The sequence below is a fragment of the Xanthobacter luteus genome (assembly GCF_040049235.1).
GTDB lineage: Bacteria > Pseudomonadota > Alphaproteobacteria > Rhizobiales > Xanthobacteraceae > Xanthobacter.
The window spans coordinates 12,140-29,357 of record NZ_JBDZDO010000002.1; the positions used below are offsets into that span (position 1 = coordinate 12,140).

General features: G+C 69.5%; 17 protein-coding genes. 5 read left to right on the forward strand and 12 right to left on the reverse strand.

The window, feature by feature from the left end; translation table 11 throughout:
* Positions 1–12: 12 nt before the first annotated feature.
* From ABLE88_RS08745 to ABLE88_RS08785, 9 genes are all read right to left on the reverse strand, one after another.
* A complete protein-coding gene (locus ABLE88_RS08745; RefSeq protein ID WP_348831140.1) occupies positions 13–903 on the reverse strand; it encodes a polysaccharide deacetylase family protein in 891 nt (296 codons plus the stop codon).
* On the reverse strand, positions 896–1,564 hold the full coding sequence (locus ABLE88_RS08750) for an isochorismatase family protein (RefSeq protein ID WP_348831141.1): 669 nt from the start codon (positions 1,562–1,564) through the stop codon (positions 896–898). The genes ABLE88_RS08745 and ABLE88_RS08750 overlap by 8 nt, the downstream gene beginning before the upstream one ends.
* A gap of 73 nt (positions 1,565–1,637) precedes the next feature.
* On the reverse strand, positions 1,638–1,841 hold the full coding sequence (locus tag ABLE88_RS08755) for a tautomerase family protein (RefSeq protein WP_348831142.1): 204 nt from the start codon (positions 1,839–1,841) through the stop codon (positions 1,638–1,640).
* Between the two features lie 111 nt (positions 1,842–1,952).
* Positions 1,953–2,948, reverse strand: a complete 996-nt coding sequence (locus ABLE88_RS08760) for an NADPH:quinone reductase (RefSeq protein ID WP_348831144.1) — start codon at positions 2,946–2,948, stop codon at positions 1,953–1,955.
* A 535-nt stretch (positions 2,949–3,483) separates the two neighbouring features.
* Complete coding sequence (locus ABLE88_RS08765) at positions 3,484–5,301, reverse strand: SulP family inorganic anion transporter (RefSeq protein ID WP_348831145.1); 1,818 nt, start codon at positions 5,299–5,301, stop codon at positions 3,484–3,486.
* Positions 5,301–6,239, reverse strand: coding sequence for a dimethyl sulfoxide reductase anchor subunit family protein (locus tag ABLE88_RS08770; RefSeq protein ID WP_348831146.1), 939 nt, complete (start codon positions 6,237–6,239; stop codon positions 5,301–5,303). The genes ABLE88_RS08765 and ABLE88_RS08770 overlap by 1 nt, the downstream gene beginning before the upstream one ends.
* 19 nt (positions 6,240–6,258) lie before the next feature.
* Positions 6,259–6,993 (reverse strand): 4Fe-4S dicluster domain-containing protein, encoded by a 735-nt coding sequence (locus ABLE88_RS08775; protein ID WP_348831147.1) that lies wholly within the window; start codon positions 6,991–6,993, stop codon positions 6,259–6,261.
* On the reverse strand, positions 6,990–9,914 hold the full coding sequence (locus tag ABLE88_RS08780; protein ID WP_348831148.1) for a molybdopterin oxidoreductase family protein: 2,925 nt from the start codon (positions 9,912–9,914) through the stop codon (positions 6,990–6,992). Before ABLE88_RS08780 ends, ABLE88_RS08775 begins: the two co-directional genes overlap by 4 nt.
* A gap of 139 nt (positions 9,915–10,053) precedes the next feature.
* Positions 10,054–10,899, reverse strand: a complete 846-nt coding sequence (locus ABLE88_RS08785; RefSeq protein ID WP_510182875.1) for a nitroreductase family protein — start codon at positions 10,897–10,899, stop codon at positions 10,054–10,056.
* 360 nt (positions 10,900–11,259) lie between these two features.
* On the opposite strand from ABLE88_RS08785, the gene ABLE88_RS08790 reads away from it, so the two are divergent.
* The 3 genes from ABLE88_RS08790 to ABLE88_RS08800 are packed head-to-tail and all read left to right on the forward strand — an operon-like array spanning position 11,260 to position 13,451.
* Positions 11,260–11,544 (forward strand): acyl carrier protein, encoded by a 285-nt coding sequence (locus tag ABLE88_RS08790; protein WP_348831149.1) that lies wholly within the window; start codon positions 11,260–11,262, stop codon positions 11,542–11,544.
* Positions 11,545–11,547: 3 nt separating this feature from the next.
* Positions 11,548–12,771 (forward strand): beta-ketoacyl-[acyl-carrier-protein] synthase family protein, encoded by a 1,224-nt coding sequence (locus tag ABLE88_RS08795; RefSeq protein ID WP_348831150.1) that lies wholly within the window; start codon positions 11,548–11,550, stop codon positions 12,769–12,771.
* Positions 12,768–13,451, forward strand: coding sequence for an adenosylcobinamide amidohydrolase (locus ABLE88_RS08800; RefSeq protein ID WP_348831151.1), 684 nt, complete (start codon positions 12,768–12,770; stop codon positions 13,449–13,451). Before ABLE88_RS08795 ends, ABLE88_RS08800 begins: the two co-directional genes overlap by 4 nt.
* 25 nt (positions 13,452–13,476) lie before the next feature.
* Here the strand turns inward: ABLE88_RS08800 and ABLE88_RS08805 are convergent, their stop codons facing one another.
* The 3 genes from ABLE88_RS08805 to ABLE88_RS08815 form a co-directional block, all read right to left on the reverse strand.
* Positions 13,477–14,166 carry a fumarylacetoacetate hydrolase family protein gene (locus ABLE88_RS08805; RefSeq protein ID WP_348831152.1) on the reverse strand — a complete coding sequence of 230 codons (690 nt, stop codon included), beginning with the start codon at positions 14,164–14,166 and terminating at the stop codon, positions 13,477–13,479.
* Positions 14,167–14,424: 258 nt separating this feature from the next.
* On the reverse strand, positions 14,425–15,081 hold the full coding sequence (msrA, locus tag ABLE88_RS08810) for a peptide-methionine (S)-S-oxide reductase MsrA (RefSeq protein ID WP_348831153.1): 657 nt from the start codon (positions 15,079–15,081) through the stop codon (positions 14,425–14,427).
* A 199-nt stretch (positions 15,082–15,280) separates the two neighbouring features.
* Positions 15,281–15,595 (reverse strand): hypothetical protein, encoded by a 315-nt coding sequence (locus ABLE88_RS08815; protein ID WP_348831154.1) that lies wholly within the window; start codon positions 15,593–15,595, stop codon positions 15,281–15,283.
* A gap of 260 nt (positions 15,596–15,855) precedes the next feature.
* Between ABLE88_RS08815 and ABLE88_RS08820 the strand changes: the two genes are divergently transcribed.
* Entirely contained in the window at positions 15,856–16,365 is a 510-nt protein-coding gene (locus ABLE88_RS08820; protein ID WP_348831155.1) for a GNAT family N-acetyltransferase, read from the forward strand.
* Between the two features lie 261 nt (positions 16,366–16,626).
* Positions 16,627–17,160, forward strand: coding sequence for an inorganic diphosphatase (gene ppa, locus ABLE88_RS08825; protein ID WP_348831156.1), 534 nt, complete (start codon positions 16,627–16,629; stop codon positions 17,158–17,160).
* Positions 17,161–17,218: the final 58 nt, after the last annotated feature.

Genomic DNA, 17,218 nt, shown 5'->3' on the forward strand with positions numbered 1-17,218 from the left:
GATGGCCTCCGCTCACGGATGGGAGGTGTCGGGCAGGACCTGCCGCCAGACATGGTCGGCGATGTCGCGCGCGCGGGTGCACCAGACGCCGTCATGTTGGCGCACGTGCGCCAGCATCCGGTCGAGCGCCCAGATGTATTGCGGCATGCCGATGAGGTAGGGATGGAGCGGCAGCCCGACCACCTTCGCCTGGCGCGCGCTCTCGGCCATCAGCTGGTCGAACTGGGTCCGGAAGCGGTCCACATAGGTGGTGGCGGAGAGGCCGCCCGCGACCACCGCGAAGAAGTCGTTGAGCTCGATGGAATAGGGAATGGCGAGCAGGGTGGTCGCCGGCAGGCGCAGGGGCACCACGGCATCGGCCATGCAGAGGTCGAACACATAGTCGATGCCGCAGGCGGCGGCGCTTTCGAGGGTTGTCTCGGTATAGGTGAGCGCCGGTGCGAGCAGACCGCGGACCCGCGTGCCGCAGAAGTTCTCGATCTCCCGGCAGGCGGAGGCGAGGTCCTCCCGCTCCTCTCCGGGCGAGCGGCCGAACAGGTATCGGGTGTTGTACTGCCCATGGCAGAACAGCTCCCAGCCGCGGTCGACAAAGGCTTGCACAATGTCGGGAAAGTGCCGGCACATGGCCGAGTTCAGCGAGACCGATCCCTTGAGGCCGTGCCGGTCGAACAGCTCCAGGCAACGCCACACCCCGACCCGGTTGCCGTAGTCGCGCCAGGACCAGTTCTGCAGGTCGGGGCAGGGCCGCGGCCAGGGCGCGCGCACCAGATTGGGCGCGGGATCGATCTCATAGTATTCGATGTTTGGCGCGAGCCAGAAGGCAAGGGTCTTGCCCCCGGGCCAAGTGCCCGGCTCGGCCTCGTAGCCGGTCCAGGGCGCGAGCAGCGTGCGTTCGTCAATCACGGGCCGCCTCCTGCCACGCGATCACCTCCTCCACCGGTCGCACGTCAGCGTACTTGGCGTGGATGTCGTAGAGATTGGCGAAGTGCGGAGATTCGTGAATGTCCGCCACGCATTCCGCGCACACCACCGTGAGGAAGCCGTTCGACATGGCATCGACCACGGTTGCGCGCACGCAGCCGGAGGTCGAGCCGCCGGTGACGATGACGGTGTCGACCCGCTGCGCCACGAGGTAGGGCAGCAGATGGGTGCCGTGGAAGGCCGAGGGCATCTTCTTGACGATCTGGACGTCCCGGGCCGGGTCCAGGGCGACCCGCGCATCCAACTGCGCGCGGTCGCTGCCGAAGCCGATATTCTGCAGGCTGTCCGGGGTGTCGGTGCGTCGGCCCCACACGCCGCAATCGCTGCCGTCCGGCAGGTAGGCAAGCGTGGTCCACACCACCGGCCAGCCGTTGCGGCGCTGGCCCTCGGCGAGGCGATTGACGAGGTCGATCTGCCGCGGGTCGTTGGCATAGGCCGTGGCGTAGCGGTCGGTGCGGGTATAGGCGTTCTGCAGGTCGACATTGACCAGCGCGGCCTTGCGGCCGAAGCCGAACGGCCGGCGCCGCGGCTCGCGCATGAGCGATTCGAACAACTCCCGCGCCGTGGCGCTCGATTGCTTCATGGGTGGGTCTTTCCGGCAGCGTGGGGCGTTGGTGCAGCGAAGGGTCTGGCCGCAAGCGTGGGCTGGTGGGCGGCTATTTCGCCTTCTCCGCATCCATGTCGCTGATCAGCCTGCCGCCGCGGGCGCGGTGGTGCCGCGGGCCTTCGATCAGCTGGACCGTCACCGCCTCCTGGGGAACCGCCAGCGAACCGGTGACCGCATCCGTGAGGTTGCGCACGAGGGTGCGCTTCTGCTCGAGCGTGCGGCCCTCGAACATGTAGACGACGATTTCTGGCATCACTGGTGTCCCCCGATCATGGGCTGGTCTTGGGCAGGCCGTCTCGTCCTGCGGGCGCGCGAGTTGGGACGGCGCCGCCGTGGAAGGCAAAATCGGCAGGGCGGTGCCGGCTCATGCGGCCTCCCCCACCTTCAGAAGGGTCGCGCCACGCCGGCCGCGTGCTTCGACCCTCTCATGGGCGGCCGCGATGTCCTCCAGCGCGAACACTTCGCCGATTTCGTGCCGCACCGCCTGGTCCGCATGGATGCGTGCGACGTCGGCAAGGGCCGATGCCAGCTCGTGCGGCGCGAGGCTGTGCGACTGGACGAAGCGCAGGCGCGCGTTGGTGTCGAGCAGGGATCTCGGATCGAGCGCGACGGGTGCGCCGCTGGCGAAGATCGACCATCGGCCGCCGGGGGCGATGACCTTCTGAACCCACGGCGCGTTGCGCCCCATGTCGAGGTCGACCACCAGGTCCACCTTGCGGGCTCCGCCGAGCGCGTTCTCGATCCAGGCCTGCGGCTCGCGCTCCTCAAGATCGAGCACCGCGTCGGCGCCAAGATCGCGCGCCAACCCCATCTGCGATGCGGCCGTGACCGTGCCGAGCACACGGCTCGCCCCGGCCCAGCGGGCCCATTGGAGCGCATATCGGCCGACCCCTCCGGAGGCGCCGGTCACGACGACACTCTTCCCCTTGACCGGCCCCAAGCCAAGGACCGCCGCATGGGCGGTAAGCATGGGAATGCCGATACAGGCGGCCTCCGCCAGCGTGTAAGGTTCCGGCACCGGCCGGCACAAGCGGGAGGGAAGGGCCACATACTCCGCCGCGGTCCCCTCCGCGCGGCCCCGCTGCGCGTGGAAGATCCAGACGTGCCGGTGAAGCCACTCGCCCGCGGACAGGCAGTCTCCCACCGCCTCCACGACGCCCGCGCCGTCGCTGTGGGGTATCACCGGCCCTGTCGGCGCGGGGCCAAGCAAGCCGGCGCGCCGCTTCACATCCGCTGGATGCACTGCCGAATAGGCGACACGGACCAGAACCTCGTCGGCCTTTGCGGATGGACAGGGCCTTTGGCCGTGCACCAGCACGTCCCTTGCCCGTCCCGTCCGCTCGTACCAGGCCGCGCGCATCGAGGTTGCGTCTCCTCACGAATGCCGGACGGCATTGCGGTCGGCCTCCCGCGAGGCCGTTGAGACATTCATTTCATAATGATATATAACTTGCAACAATTGTTTTTTTAGCGGGGCGCGAACGACCACGCCGGGCCGACCACCCGGAGTACGCGAGAAAGCCGCCGCGCCGGTGAAGGCGGGTGGTTTGGAGGCCCAGAAGGGGTCGGGAGGAAACAGTTGGGGCCTCCTTGCCTCAAGATTCAGGGAAGAAGGCGTCCATGAATCGAGAGGCGCTTCAGTCGCTATGGAGCAGGAGTAACCGACTTCTTTAGAGAAGAGGTGTTGTGTGTCGCTCGAAGGACGTGCGTGGAATAGTAACGGTGTAAAATGGCGCGCGCGACTATAAGATCGCGCGTCTTATCGATTTTGCATGGTCTGGGCCGGAAGAGCGATGCTGCGTCCACGGCAATTGCCGCTTAATCTTGGGTCTCTCCCGGCTCGGCGTTCCCGTTGCTTTGCGATGGGCGGCGGACGGCGACGTCGCCGCGCCGGCTCATGCCGGGCGCGGCGGGTTTGCAGGCGGCGGTGCCGAAGCGTCCGCCCCAGCCTCCCGCCGACCGCCGGAAGGTATTGAAATCGAACATTCCTGGAAGAGCCGCAAGCGGCATCCGGCGCAGATGTCCCGGTCGAGCTTGGGGTATATGGCGGCGAGCGCGTCGGCCTTCGAGGCGAACACGTTGTCCCGCCCCAGGCGCTCCTCGAAGCCGGTCCTGCGCCAGAGCGCCCGGACATCGGCTCGCGGCTGGTGGAAATAGAGGTCGCCCCCGATCTTGCGGCGGGCGACGAGCTCGTGCTCCCACACGTCGGCCCCGGCGAGGTCGATGAAATTCATGCTCTTCACCATGACGAGCATGTGCCTCTGGCGGCCGGCGTCGCGCATGTCATGGAGGCGGCGCGTGACATAGCCGGCGGCGCCGAAATAGACCGACCCTTCGATCCGCACCAGCTTGAGCTGGGGGCACTCCTGTCCCGCCCCTCCGAGGTCCTCGATTGGCCTGAAGGTCCGCCGCGGCGTGCTGGGGTCGGGCGTCAGGGTGCGCACCGCAGGATGGGCGGTGCGGTTCAGATAAAGTAGCAGCGACAGGGCGCTGCCGATGATGATCGCCTGCTGGAACGGCAGGAACAGCATGCCGCCGAACGTCGCGACGGCGACGCCGAACTCGGCGCGATGGAACCGCGCCAGCCGCCGGAAGCCGCGCACGTCCACGAGCCCGTAGGCGATGTAGATCAAGAGCGCCCCGATGGCGGGCATCGGCAGGCGCTCCAGCAGCGGGCGGGAGACGAAGGCGAGCGCCACCAGGAACACCGACGACAGCACCGCCGCCAAGGGCGTCTTGGCGCCCGCGAGGTAGTTCGGCAGCGAGCGGTTCAGCGATCCGCACGAGACGTAGGAGGAGAAGAAGCTGCCGGCGATGTTGGACAGGCCCTGCCCGACGAATTCGCGGTCCACGTCCAGATGCTGGCCCGAGCGCTGGGCGATGGCCTTGGCGATGGACACCGACTGGCCCAGCGCGACGATCGAGAGCGCGCCGGCGATGGAGATGAATTGCGGCAGCATGGACGGCTCGATCCATGGAACCGAGAACGGCGGCAGCACCGAGGGGATGTCGCCGATGCGTGCCACCTGCGGCAAGGAGGGCCACCGAGCGAGCAGTTCGGCGGCGGCGAAGCCGCTCATGATGCCGATCAGCATGTAGGGCAGGCGCCGCGAGAGCTTCGCCACCGCGGCGCTCACCAGGAGCGTGGTCGCGCCGACCACGCAGGCGCTCGCGTTGATCTGGCCGAGGTGCTCGGCGAGCTTGGACAGGAGCCCGATGACGCCGCCGCCCGCTTCGAGCGTGAGCCCGAGGAGGTCGGGCACCGCATAGAGGCCGATAAGGATGGCAGCGCCGCTGGTGAAGCCGATGAGCACCGCCGGGGCGATGAAGTCGGCCACCCAGCCGAGCTTGAAGGCGCCCACCGCGAACTGCATCAAGCCCACGAGCGCCGTGACCGCGAGCGCAAAGGCGATGTATTGCGCCGAGCCGGGAATGGCGAGCGGGCTCAGAGCCGCGAACAGCGCCAGCGAGTTGGCGTTGGTGGGACCGGAGACCACGTGGTGGCTGGAGCCGAACAGAGCGGCGACGATGCAGGGAACCACGGCGGTGTAGATGCCGTATTCCGGCGGCAGGCCGGCGAGCGTGCCGAAGGCGATGCCCTGCGGCAGCGACAGCACCGCGCCGAGCAGGCCGGCAAGCGCGTCGGCCCGCAACGTCCCCGTGGTGATGGGAAAGCCCATGCCGGGAAACTTGCCTGCCGATAGGATCGCCATCAGCCGAGGCCGTAATAGAGGGTGACGGTGTGCTTCGCCTCGGCGAAGAACAGCCAGCGCTCGACGAGAAGGCCCGCGAGCTGGCTTGCGGCCGCCAGGACCGACAAGGGCGCCGCGGCCGCGCCGCCGGCCAGGAAGGCGCCCGCCAGCAGCGCGCAAGGCAGTGCGAAGGCCAGCAGCACCGCGATGACGCGCAACCGCGCGCTGTGCTTGCGCGCGACGCGGTAGCCCATCTCCTTCAGAAGATAGTTCTCCTCCGTGTGCGGCCATTCCACCGAGCGCACGGTGCCGCCCTTGAGGCCGGTGGCCGAATTGAGGGTCGCCGGCATGCCGAGCGCGTCGTTGTGGCGCCAGATGGCGATCTTCAGCACCCAGGCCAGCGCCGTGAAGGCGAGCGCGGCCGCAAGCCACGGCACGGAGGGGCGGCCGAACGCCTGCATCAGCGCGTTCAGGAGCACGAGGCCGCTGGTGGCGGCGAACAGCAGATAAGCCGGCAGCGTGAACCGGCTGTGCCACTGCGCGATCGGCTTCAGCGAGGCGTAGATCATCGCCGTGGAGCACACGGTGACGACGGCGCACGCCGCCGCCAGCAGCCCGCACACGACGATCCAGGCGCCGGATTGTCCCAGCACCGCCCATCCGAGCGCCAGGAGGCCCGCCGGCACGAACGTGACGACCGCCGCCACGCCCTCGCGCGAGAGCCAGGAGGAGCGCCACTGCGAGAAGGCGCGCCACGCCCGCTCGGGCCGGCCGAGATGGCCGGTGGAGGACAAAAGCCCGCCGCCGATCAGCGCGAAGGCGAGGCCGAAGCTCACGAGGCCCGGCACCAGCGCCGGCGGCGTCGCGCCCGAGGCGGCAAGGAGCCCGAGGAGCGCCAGGAGCCCGTAGCCCGCGCCGGTGGCGGTGGTGAAGACGATGACGGAATAAGCGGGATGCATCCTGGTCTCGTTCGAGCGTTCAGAGCGACAGCACGCGGTCGACCCAGCCGAAGAAGCCGCCCGCATCGCCGACGCTCTCCAAAGGCCGGGCCGCCACCTTCGGACCGCGCCCGGTATTGGCGCGCGGCGGCAGATAGCGGTTGACGGGCGCGTAGCCGAGTTCGGGCATCAGCGCCGTTCCGCCGCGCTCCGCGACCAGCTGGGACACCGCCGAATCGGAGTCGCCCAGATCGCCGAAGTGCCGCGCCCCCGACGGGCAGGCAGCGACGCAGGCGGGGACGCGGTCCTCTTCGAGCAAATTCTCATTGTAGATGCGGTCGACGCAGAGCGTGCACTTCTTCATCACCCCCACGTCCACGTCGAACTCGCGCGCGCCGTAGGGGCAGGCCCAGCTGCACAGCTTGCAGCCGATGCACTTGTCCTCGTCGATGAGCACGATGCCGTCCGAGCCGCGCTTGTAGGAGGCGCCGGTGGGGCAGACGGTGACGCAGGCCGGGGTCTCGCAATGCAGGCACGAGCGCGGGAAGTGCACCGTGCGGCTCGCCCCGTCGACGCTGTGCTCGTAGGTGTGGACGCGGTTGAACCAAACGCCGTCCGCCGCGCCCCCATAGGGGTTCTGGTCGGTGAGGGGGGCCATGTGGCCGCCGGTGTTCCACTCCTTGCAGGAGGTGACGCAGGCCTGGCAACCGACGCAGGTGTCGAGGTCGATGACGAGGCCAAGGCTCTTCTCGGTCTTTGTCGGCAGGCAGGTCATCGCGCCGCCTCCTTGAACTGGGCACCGAAGCGGAGCGTGTCCGGGGCGGGCTGGAGGTTGGGCGGCAGCGGCAGCCGGGCGAATTGCGGCTCGGTGAAGCCGGCTTCCTCGGGCGCGCACTTGCGCAGGCGCACCCTGAGGTCGAACCACGCGGCCTGGCCGGTGATCGGGTCGGAGTTGGAATAGCGCTTGCCGTTGACGTCGGGCGGCAGCAGGTCGCCGATGGCGTGGTTGAGCAGGAAGCCGCGGTTGCTCTCGGCCGCGTCGTCCTTCAGCGCCCAGGCGCCGCGGCGCTTGCCGATGGCGTTCCAGGTCCACACGGTCGCCTTCTCCACCCCGTCCACGAGGCGGATCTGGCCCTTCACCTTGCCGTTGATGCTTTCGATCCAGACCCAGTCGTCGTCGGCAAGGCCGAGGTTAGCGGCAAGCGCGCGGTGCACGAACAGCCGGTTCTGGCTGGTGATCTGGCGCAGCCACGCATTCTGCGAACCCCAGGAATGGTACATGTGCATGGGTCGCTGGGTGAGCGCGTGGATGGGATAGTCGGCGGTGACGATCGCCGCCTCCTCCAGCGGCGCATACCAGAAGGGCAGGGGGTCGAAATAGGCCTCGATCCGGGCGCGGTCGCCTTCCGGCGGCACCACCGGCCCGTGCCCGCGCGCGGCGAGGCGGAAGCGCTGGAGCGGCTCCGAATAGAGCTGGAACACGATCGGGTCGGCCTTCGGCACGAAGCCCATGTGCACGGCGAAATCGAGGTAGGAGCGGTTCGCCATCTTGTAATAGCGCTGGTCCGGCGACAGCTCGTGGTGCCAGAAGCCGCCATTCTCGATGTAGCGGTCGAGCTGGCCCTCATTGGTCTCGCCGCGGCCGATCTTCTCGCCCTGCTTGCCGCGCCAGCCGGCGAGCGGGCCGATGCCGGGCGCGCGCTCGTGATGGACGATGTAGTCGGCATAGTCCTTGTACTTGGCCGCGCCGTCGTCGTTCACGAAGCCGGGCAGGCCGAGCCGCGCGCCGAGCTCGATCAGCACGCTCTGGAACGGGCGCACGTCCCGGTCCGGCGTGACGACGGGATGGCGGATGGCGTCACCCGGCCCGTCCGCATGGCTGATGGGGCGGTCGAGCAGGCTGATGCAGTCGTGCCGCTCCAGATAGGTGGTGTCGGGCAGCACGAGGTCGGCGTAGGGAACGGTCTCGGAGAAATAGGCGTCCGAATAGATGATGAAGGGGATGCGGTACTCGCCCTTCTCGTCCTTGTCGGTCAGCATGGCGATGGTCTCGTCGGTGTTCATCGACGAGTTCCAGGCCATGTTGGCCATGTACATCATCAGCGTGTCGATCTTGTAGGGATCGCCCTTCCACGCATTGCGGATCACCATGTGCATCATGCCGTGGGCGGCGAGCGGGGCGTCCCAGGAATAGGCCTTGTCGATGCGCACCGGGCCGCCGTCGGCGTCCACGAGCAGGTCCTCGGGGCCGGAGACGAAGCCGAGCGGCATACCGGACAGCGGCGTCATGGGCTTGCCGCCGTCCTTGCCGGCGGGCTTGGGACCGGGCGGGATCGGCTTCGGGAAGGGCGGCTTGAAGCGCCAGCCGCCGGGCACGTCCACCGAGCCCAGCAGCACCTGGAGCAGATGGATCGCCCGGCAGGTCTGGAACCCGTTGGAATGGGCGGAGATGCCGCGCATGGCGTGCATGGCGATGGGCCGGCCGGTCATGGTCTCGTGGCGGCGGCCGGCGGTGTCGGTCCAGGCGACCGGCAGCTCGATCGCCTGCTCGAACGCCACATGGGCGAGCTCTGCGGCGATGCGGCGGATGGTGTCCGCCGGCACGCCGCAACGCTCGGAGGCCGCCTCGGGTGCATAAGAGGGGTCGAGATAGCGCTCGGCGAACAGCTGGAACACCGGCGTCGCGGTGCGCCCGTCCACCGTGAAGGTGCCCGACAGCGCCGGGCTGAGGTCCGGATCGTCGGCCGGTTTCGGGCCGCCGGTCGCCTTGTCGAAGGCGAGGATGCGGCCCTCGGCGTCGCGCAGCAGGAGGCCGTCCTCGGCGGTGCCGGGCGCCGTGATGACCAGCGCCGGGGCATTGGTGTGGCGGGCGAGGTAAGGCACGTCGATCCGCCCGGCGCGCAGCAGTTCGTGGATCAGCGCCATGACGAACAGGCCGTCCGTGCCAGGCCGGATGCCCACCCACTCGTCGGCGATGGCGTTGTAGCCGGTGCGCGCCGGATTGACCGAGACGAACTTCGCCCCGCGTGCCTTCAGCTTGCCGAGGCCGATCTTGATGGGGTTGGAATCGTGGTCCTCGGCGACGCCGAACAGCAGGAAATACTTGGCATGCTCCCAGTCCGGCTCGCCGAACTCCCAGAACGCCCCGCCGACCGTATAGAGGCCGCCCACCGCCATGTTGACGGAGCAGAAGCCGCCATGGGCGGCGAAATTGGGGGTGCCGAACTTCGCGGCCCACCAGCCGGTGAGCGACTGGGACTGGTCGCGCCCGGTGAAGAAAGCGAGCTTCTTGGGATCGGTGGCACGGATGTTGCCGAGCCGCGCGGCGGCGATGGCGAGCGCCTCCTCCCACTCGATCTCGCGGAATTCCCCAGCGCCGCGTTCGCCGGTGCGCAGCAGCGGCTTCTTCAGCCGCGCCGGACTGTAATGCTGCATGATGCCGGCGCTGCCCTTGCCGCACAGCACGCCGCGATTGACCGGGTGGTCCTTGTTGCCGTTGATGTAGCGGACCTTGCCGTCGCGCAGATGCACCTCGATGCCGCAGCGGCAGGCGCACATGTAGCAGGTGGTCTTGGCCACCTGGTCGCCGATCTTGGGCGAGGTTTCGACGTTGTCCGGCTCCGTGGGCGCGTGAGAATCGCGGAGGGGCCGCTGCGTCGGAGCAGAATTGGCTCCGCGATAACCGGTGTTGATCATGGGCGAAAGATGGGGTTTCGCGCGCGCCGCGGTCCAATAGATGTTTTAGATCAATTCCATCTTGCATCGAGATTGATCGGGATCGCCGCCGGCTGGGGGCGGCCGTCCAGGCGGCGATCCTGCGAGGGAAGCAGGCGCCTCAGCGCAGGGCGAAGCCCAGCGCCTCGAGCGCGGCCGCGAGCCGGTCCCGCCCGCTCAGGGCTTGCGGGCCGCGCACGCGGTTGAGGGCGGTGGCGGTCCAGCCCACCTCGGCCATGCCCTCAACCCGCTGGAAGGCGGTGAGCGCCGCGTCGTAGTCGGCCACGGCGCCGGCCGGCAGGCTCGCGTCATAGCGCTCGCGATGGAGCACCAGCGCCTGCGGCAGGCGCGGCTTGACGCGCGCCGGGCGGGCGGGATCGGGATGGCCCACGCACAGGCCGAACACCGCGACCACCTGGGGCGGCAGGCCGAGCAGTTCGGCCACCTCCTGCGGATGGTTGCGCAGGGCGCCGATATAGCAGCTGCCGAGGCCCAGGGATTCGAGCGCCACCACGGCGTTCTGCGCCGCCAGCGCCGCGTCGATCACGCCCACCAGCAGCGTCTCCAGATAATCGAGCCCGTCGGTGGGCGCGTCATGGCGGCGGCCGAGTTCCGCCAGCCGGGCGAGGTCGGCGAGCCAGACCATGACCAAGGGCGCCGCCGCCACCTGGGCCTGGTTCGCGGCGAGGCGGGAGAGCGCACGCTTGGTCTCGGCTTGCTCCACGGCAATGACGCTGAAGGTCTGCAGGTTCGAGGAGGAGGCGGCGGACTGGGCGGCCGCCACCAGCGTCTCGACGGTGCCCTCGGGCAGCGGGCGCGGGCTGAAGGCGCGCACCGTGCGGTGGGCGATCAGCCCGGAGATCACGGCGTTGAGGCGGATGTGGCCCGGCGTGCCGGCTTGACCATAGCGGGCCTCGAGCAGGGCCGCGGCCTCGGCGGGCGCGGCGTCGGCGGTGGATGGGGACACAGGAGAACTCCTTTCGCACGGGTCTCGGCGGGCGGCGGTCCGCGCGCTCGGCCGCGCGGATGACCGCCGCCGGCGCGGGGGGCGCGGCCGATCGCCTCCATTGGTGCACTCCCCGGCCGCGCTGCCAAGCGCGAGATGCCCGGCGGGCGAGGGCGCGGACGGCTCCGGGGCCGCGTTCCGGGAAGGGCAAGGCCGCCGCCGCAGGACCGTCGCACGGGGCCGCGGAAGCGCCGGGACACGATGGCGCGGGCGGGCTCGCCCCCGGTGGACATCCGGTGGGAGCCTGTGCATGTTAGCCCCGCCCTCGCCGGGGTCGGCCCTCTGGAGGGCGGACGGCGGGATCGGCCTGGAGGTGTCGCGGTGGTGGATGTCGAGGCGCGCAAGAGACAGATCCTGGAAGTCATCGCGGACGAGGCCTCCGTCGACCCGTCCATCGTGGATGAAAACACCACGGTCTCGGATCTCGGCATCGGCTCGCTCGATCTCGTGGAGCTGATCTTCAAGATCGAGGACCGGTTCCAGATCGAGATCCCTTCCGAAGGCCCGCTGGAGACCACCGACGTGCCGGTCTTCACCTTGGTGGACCATGTGATGAAGCTCATCGACGCCAAGTCCGGCAAGGCGTCGGCGTCGTCCGCCGGCTGAACCATGAGCCCTTCCTCAGCCCGGCGGGTCGTCATCACCGGTCTCGGCGCGGTCTCGTCCATCGGCGCCAACGTGGCCGAGCATCTGGCGAGCCTGAAAGCAGGCACGGTCGGCATCGGCCCGACCCGGCTCATGGACGGCGCACAGCTGCGCGTCAAATGCTTCGCCGAGGTGGCCGACTTCGACCCGGACGCATGGTTCGACACGCGCCAGCGCGGCCTCATGGACCGCAATTCCGAGCTCGCTCTGGTCGCCGCCCGCGAGGCGGTGGCGCAGGCGGGCGACGCCCTCGACGGCCTTCCGCCCGAGAAAGCCGGCGTGATCTACGGCGCCTCCGTGGGCTTCCAGTCCATCGAGGACGGCTATCGGCGCCTCAACGCGACCCCGCCCGGCCGCCCCCATCCCTTCACCGTGCCGCGCTCCATGCCGTCCTCCTCGGCGAGCCAGATTTCCATGGCGCACAAGGTGCTGGGGCCGTCCTTCGCGGTGGCCTCCGCCTGCTCCTCGGCGAGCCACGCCATCGGCCTCAGCTTCCAGATGATCCGCGCCGGCCTCATCGACGTGGCGCTGAGCGGCGGCAGCGAGGCGCCGCACACGCCGGGCCTCAGCAAGAGCTGGGAGGCGCTGCGGGTGCTGAGCCCGGATGGCTGCCGCCCGTTCTCGGCGGACCGCAACGGCCTCGTCTTGGGCGAGGCCGGCGGTGTCGTGGTGCTGGAGGAATTGGAGCGCGCGCGGGCGCGCGGCGCCGAGATCCTCGCCGAGGTGGTGGGCTTCGGCATGAGCGCCGACGGCAACGACATCACCGCCCCGGACGGCACCAGCACCGCGCGCGCCATGCGCCTCGCCCTCGCCGATGCGGGGCTTCCGCCCGAACGGGTGGACTATGTGAGCGCGCACGGCACCGGCACGGTGCTCAACGACAAGACCGAGACGGCGGCGCTGCGCGCGGTGTTCGGCGCCCGGCTCGACACGCTGCCGGTCTCCTCCACCAAGTCCATGCACGGCCACTGCCTCGGCGCGGCGGGCGCGCTGGGGGTGCTCGGCACCGTGCTCGCCATGCGCGAGGGCTTCGTGCCGCCGACCATGGGCTACCGGGTGCCGGACCCGGACTGCGCCATCGACTGCGTGCCCAATGCGGCGCGCGTCCATGCGGTGGAGCACGCGCTCGTGAATGCCTTCGCCTTTGGCGGCCTCAATGCCGTGCTGGCGCTGAAGGCCTATCGTTGAACCCACCGCTGTTCGAGATCGAGGCGCGGCGGCCGCTCCTGGTGGCGCGCTTTGCCGCGCCCCGGCGCATGCTCTCCTGGTCGATCACCCGGCCCGGCTTCGTGGTCGCGCGGCAGGTGGCGATCCTGGAGGTGCGGGACGGCGATCTGGCACCGCAGGTGGATCCGCGGGCATTGCTCGCAGCCCGCCTCGACCAGGCGGGGCTCGCCGACGCGGTGGGGCTGATGACCTCGCGGGACGTTTCGCGCCATCACCAGGCGACGTCGGAGGTGGAGGGCATCGCCGCGGCCAGCCTCGTCACCCTCGGGCTCAACAACGGGGAGCGGGTGGGGGCGCGGATTGCGCGCCGGACAGCGGCGCGCTGGGGCACCGTGAACCTCCTCGCGGCGGTCTCGGTGCCGCTCACCGACGCGGCGCTGGTGGAGGCGCTCTCCATCGCGGTGGAGGCGCGCACCCTCGCCATTCTGGAGGCCGGGTATCGCCGGGAGGGCCAGGAGGCGCCGGTCTCGGGCACCGGCACCGACTGCGTCGTGGTGAGCGCGCCCGCCGGCCGTCCGGGCGCGGCGCCCCACGATTATGCCGGCCTGCACACGGCGGTCGGCGAGGCGCTGGGCGCCGCCGTGCTCGCCGCGACGCGGCAGGCGGCCGCCCGATGGCTTTCGGATCAGGCGACCCTTTGAAGGCGTGCGCCGTGGACGCGCGCCCTCAGCCGATGGTGAGGCGGACCTCGCCCACATTGTCCACGCCACCCTCCAGCACGTCGCCACGCCCGATGGGGCCGACGCCGGCCGGGGTGCCGGCGAAGATCAGGTCGCCGGGTGCGAGGCGGAACAAGGTGGAGAGGATCGCGATCATCTCCGGCACCTTCCAGATCATCTGGTTGAGGTCGCCATCCTGGCGCGTGGCGCCGTTCACGTTGAGGAAGATGCGGCCCTGGTCGGGATGGCCGCAGATGGCCACCGGCACGATGGCGCTGCAGGGGGCGGATTCCTCGAACGCCTTGGCGACCTCCCACGGCCGGCCGAGCTTCTTGGCCTCGGCCTGGAGGTCGCGGCGGGTGAGGTCGAGGCCCACCGCATAGCCGAACACGTGATCGAGGGCGCGCTCGACCGGAATGTCCTCGCCGCCCTGCTTCAAGGCCACCACCAGTTCCACCTCGTGGTGCACGTCCCGGCTGCCCTTGGGATAGGCAATGGTGGCGCCGGAATGCACCAGGGTGTCGGGGTTCTTCTGGAAGAAGAACGGCTGCTCCTTGGAGGGGTCGTGGCCCATCTCGATGGCGTGGTCGGCGAAGTTGCGGCCGACGCAATAGATGCGGTGGACCGGAAACAAGGCATCGCCGCCGACGATGGGCAAGGCCGGGACGGCGGCGGGCGGAAAGGCATAGCTCGGCATGGGAGGCTCCGGCGGTGGGTTGCCTCTGCATAGGCCGCGCCGGTGCGGGAGGAAAGGGCGAGCCGGCGGCAGCGGCCTGCCGGCGCCGGCGGGATCGCCATCGTGAACCGGCGCGAGGTCTCGCACCGCGCCGTCGCGGCGGCTCTAGGCCTTTGAGGAACAGGTGGTTTGATCTGACGTCGAACTGCGGGCGCAAACCCGCCCGCAGCCTCCTACGCCGGCAGCAAAAGCCGGGCGCGCGGCCCGGCTCCCGCGGCCCTATTCGGCCGCCACCCCGGTGCCGATCGGGCAGGCGACGCCGGTGCCGCCGATGCCGCAATAGCCGTGGGGGTTCTTCGCCAGATACTGCTGGTGGTAGTCCTCGGCGAAGTAGAACGGGCCCGCGTCGGCGATCTCCGTGGTGACCGGCCCGAAGCCCTTGGCCTTCAGCGCGGCCCCATAAGCAGCCTTCGCGGCCTCGGCCCGGGCAAGGTCGGCGGGGTCGCTCACATAGATGCCGGAACGGTATTGAGTGCCGGTGTCGTTGCCCTGGCGCATGCCCTGGGTCGGATCGTGGGCCTCGAAGAACAGCTTCAGCAGCTGGTCGAACGACACGATCGTGGGGTCGTACAGCACCAGCACCGCCTCGGTGTGGCCGGTGCGGCCGGAACATACCTCCTCATAGGTCGGGTTCGGCGTGTGGCCGGCAATGTAGCCCACCGCCGTCACCCAGACCCCCGGCTGCTGCCAGAACTTGCGCTCGGCGCCCCAGAAGCAGCCGAGCGCGAACACGGCGCTCTTCAGCCCCGCGGGGTAGGGGCCCTTCAGCGGGTGGGAATTGACGAAGTGGTCGCGCGCCGTGGGGATGGCGGCGTCGCGCCCCTTGAGCGCCTCTTCCTTGGTGGGAAGCTCCAGCGACTTGCGGAAAAAGAGCATGGCTCGGCTCCTCGCGCGCGACGCCCCGCGCCCGGACCGGGCGGGGCCAATCGGCGCATCATGAGACAGGACCCCGGGCGCGGCCATCACAAAGGCATGAGGCCTTGGTCGGCCCGGACCCCAGATATGGGGTGCGCGTCGCCGTTGCGCGAGGGGCGCACCGGCAGCGGGATCTTGGCGGGCGTTCGGGGCTCCGCGGTCAGCCGGCCTCGAAGCGCGAGCGCTCGCGCACCCGGCCGAGCGTCATCAGCGCGATGCCGAGCACCAGCAGCAGCAGAAACGCCGGCACCGACAGCACCGAGGTGATCGCGGTCTCCCACAGGGCCGGGGATTTCGTCCGGGCCCAGGATTCGAGGGCGGCGAGGCTTCCGGGAGATACCGCATACCAGGCATCGCCCGCCGACATCAAAATCAGAGCCGAGGCGGCGATCGAGCGCGTGCCGTCGACGATCAGGGCGACGAAGCCGGCCGCCAGCAGCCAGAAGCCGGTGAATCGCAGGGAGAAGCGGATCATGAGCGAGGGCGGCCCTTTCGGGTTCTTTGCCGCGGGCGCTGCGTCCCGCCGGTGGTCGGTGCCTCCTTATGTCACGGCCCGCGCCCCGCCTGTAGCCCCTCGCGCGCACGGCCGGCATGCGATGGAGGATGCGATCGGTGGCGCAGGCAGGCCCGCAGCGGCGGATCCGGCGCCCGCGACGGCCCATCTCTCGCTGGATTTGGTGCATCGCCGCGCCTTGCCACTTGATGGGCGGCCCGTGGTTTGCTTCCATCAGGGTCATGAGCACGGGCCTGATCGAAATCCGTAGGGCGAAGCCCGCCGACGCACCGGCGATCGCGGCGGTGCACGACGTGGCTTGGCGCGGGGCCTATCGGGGCCTGATCCCCGGCATCGAGCTCGAGCGCATGGTCGAGCGGCGCGGCCCCAAATGGTGGGACGCGGCGATCCGGCGTGGCAGCCGCATCTCGGTTCTGCTGGTGGGCGATGACGTCGCGGGCTACGTCAATTTCGGCGGCAACCGGGCCAAGAGCCTGCCGTTCGGCGGCGAGATCTACGAGATCTACCTCCAGCCGCTCTATCAGGGCCTCGGCTTCGGCCAGCGCCTGTTCTCGGCGGCAAGACGGGACCTCGCGCTCGCCCGGCTCGACGGGCTCGTGGTGTGGGCGCTCGCCGACAACGAGAACGCCGTGGGCTTCTACAAGGCGCTGGGCGGGCAACCGGTCGCATCCTCGACCGAGCAGTTCGGCACGAAATCGCTGGACAAGGTGGCCTTCGCTTGGCAGCGGTAGCGCCCGCATGGGCTCGGGCGCGGTTGGCTCGGGCGCGGTTCCTGTCCGGCAGGCGACCGCGGCGCCATTCGCCGATCAGCTAGCTTTGCAAGCGGCTCGGCGCGTGCTCTAGCTCGTGCGCCCCTGGGAGCGCGATCCAAGCAAATTGAATCAATCTGCTCGGTGACTCGCCCTCTGAATTTGATGGAGAACGCGCTTTTCCGATCCGCGGGCGATGCCAGCCGATCGGGCGCGTGCTCCTGGCCCAATTGCGAGTGTGACATGCGCATCGATGCGATTCCGATCGGCAAGAACCCGCCCAACGACGTGAACGTGGTGATCGAGGTGCCCATCGGCGGCGAGCCCATCAAGTATGAGATGGACAAAGCGGCGGGCACGCTCTTCGTCGATCGCTTCCTTTATACCGCCATGCGCTATCCGGGGAATTACGGCTTCATCCCGCACACGCTCTCGGGCGACGGCGACCCGTGCGACGTGCTGGTGGCCAACACCCGTGCCATCGTCCCGGGCGCCTATATCAGCGTGCGTCCGGTCGGCGTCCTGCTGATGGAGGACGAGAGCGGCCAGGACGAGAAGATCATCGCCGTGCCGTCGCACAAGCTGACCCAGCGCTACGACCGGGTGGTGAACTATTCCGACCTGCCGGACATCACGCTGAAGCAGATCGAGCACTTCTTCGAGCACTACAAGGATCTCGAGCCCAACAAGTGGGTGAAGATCGTGCGCTGGGGCAACGCCGAGGAGGCGCAGAAGCTGATCCTCGAAGGCATTGAGCGCGCCAAGAAGGAAGGTTGACATGACGTGGCGGGAGGCGACGCAGGACGTCGCCTCCCGCCACCCCGGCCCCCCAACC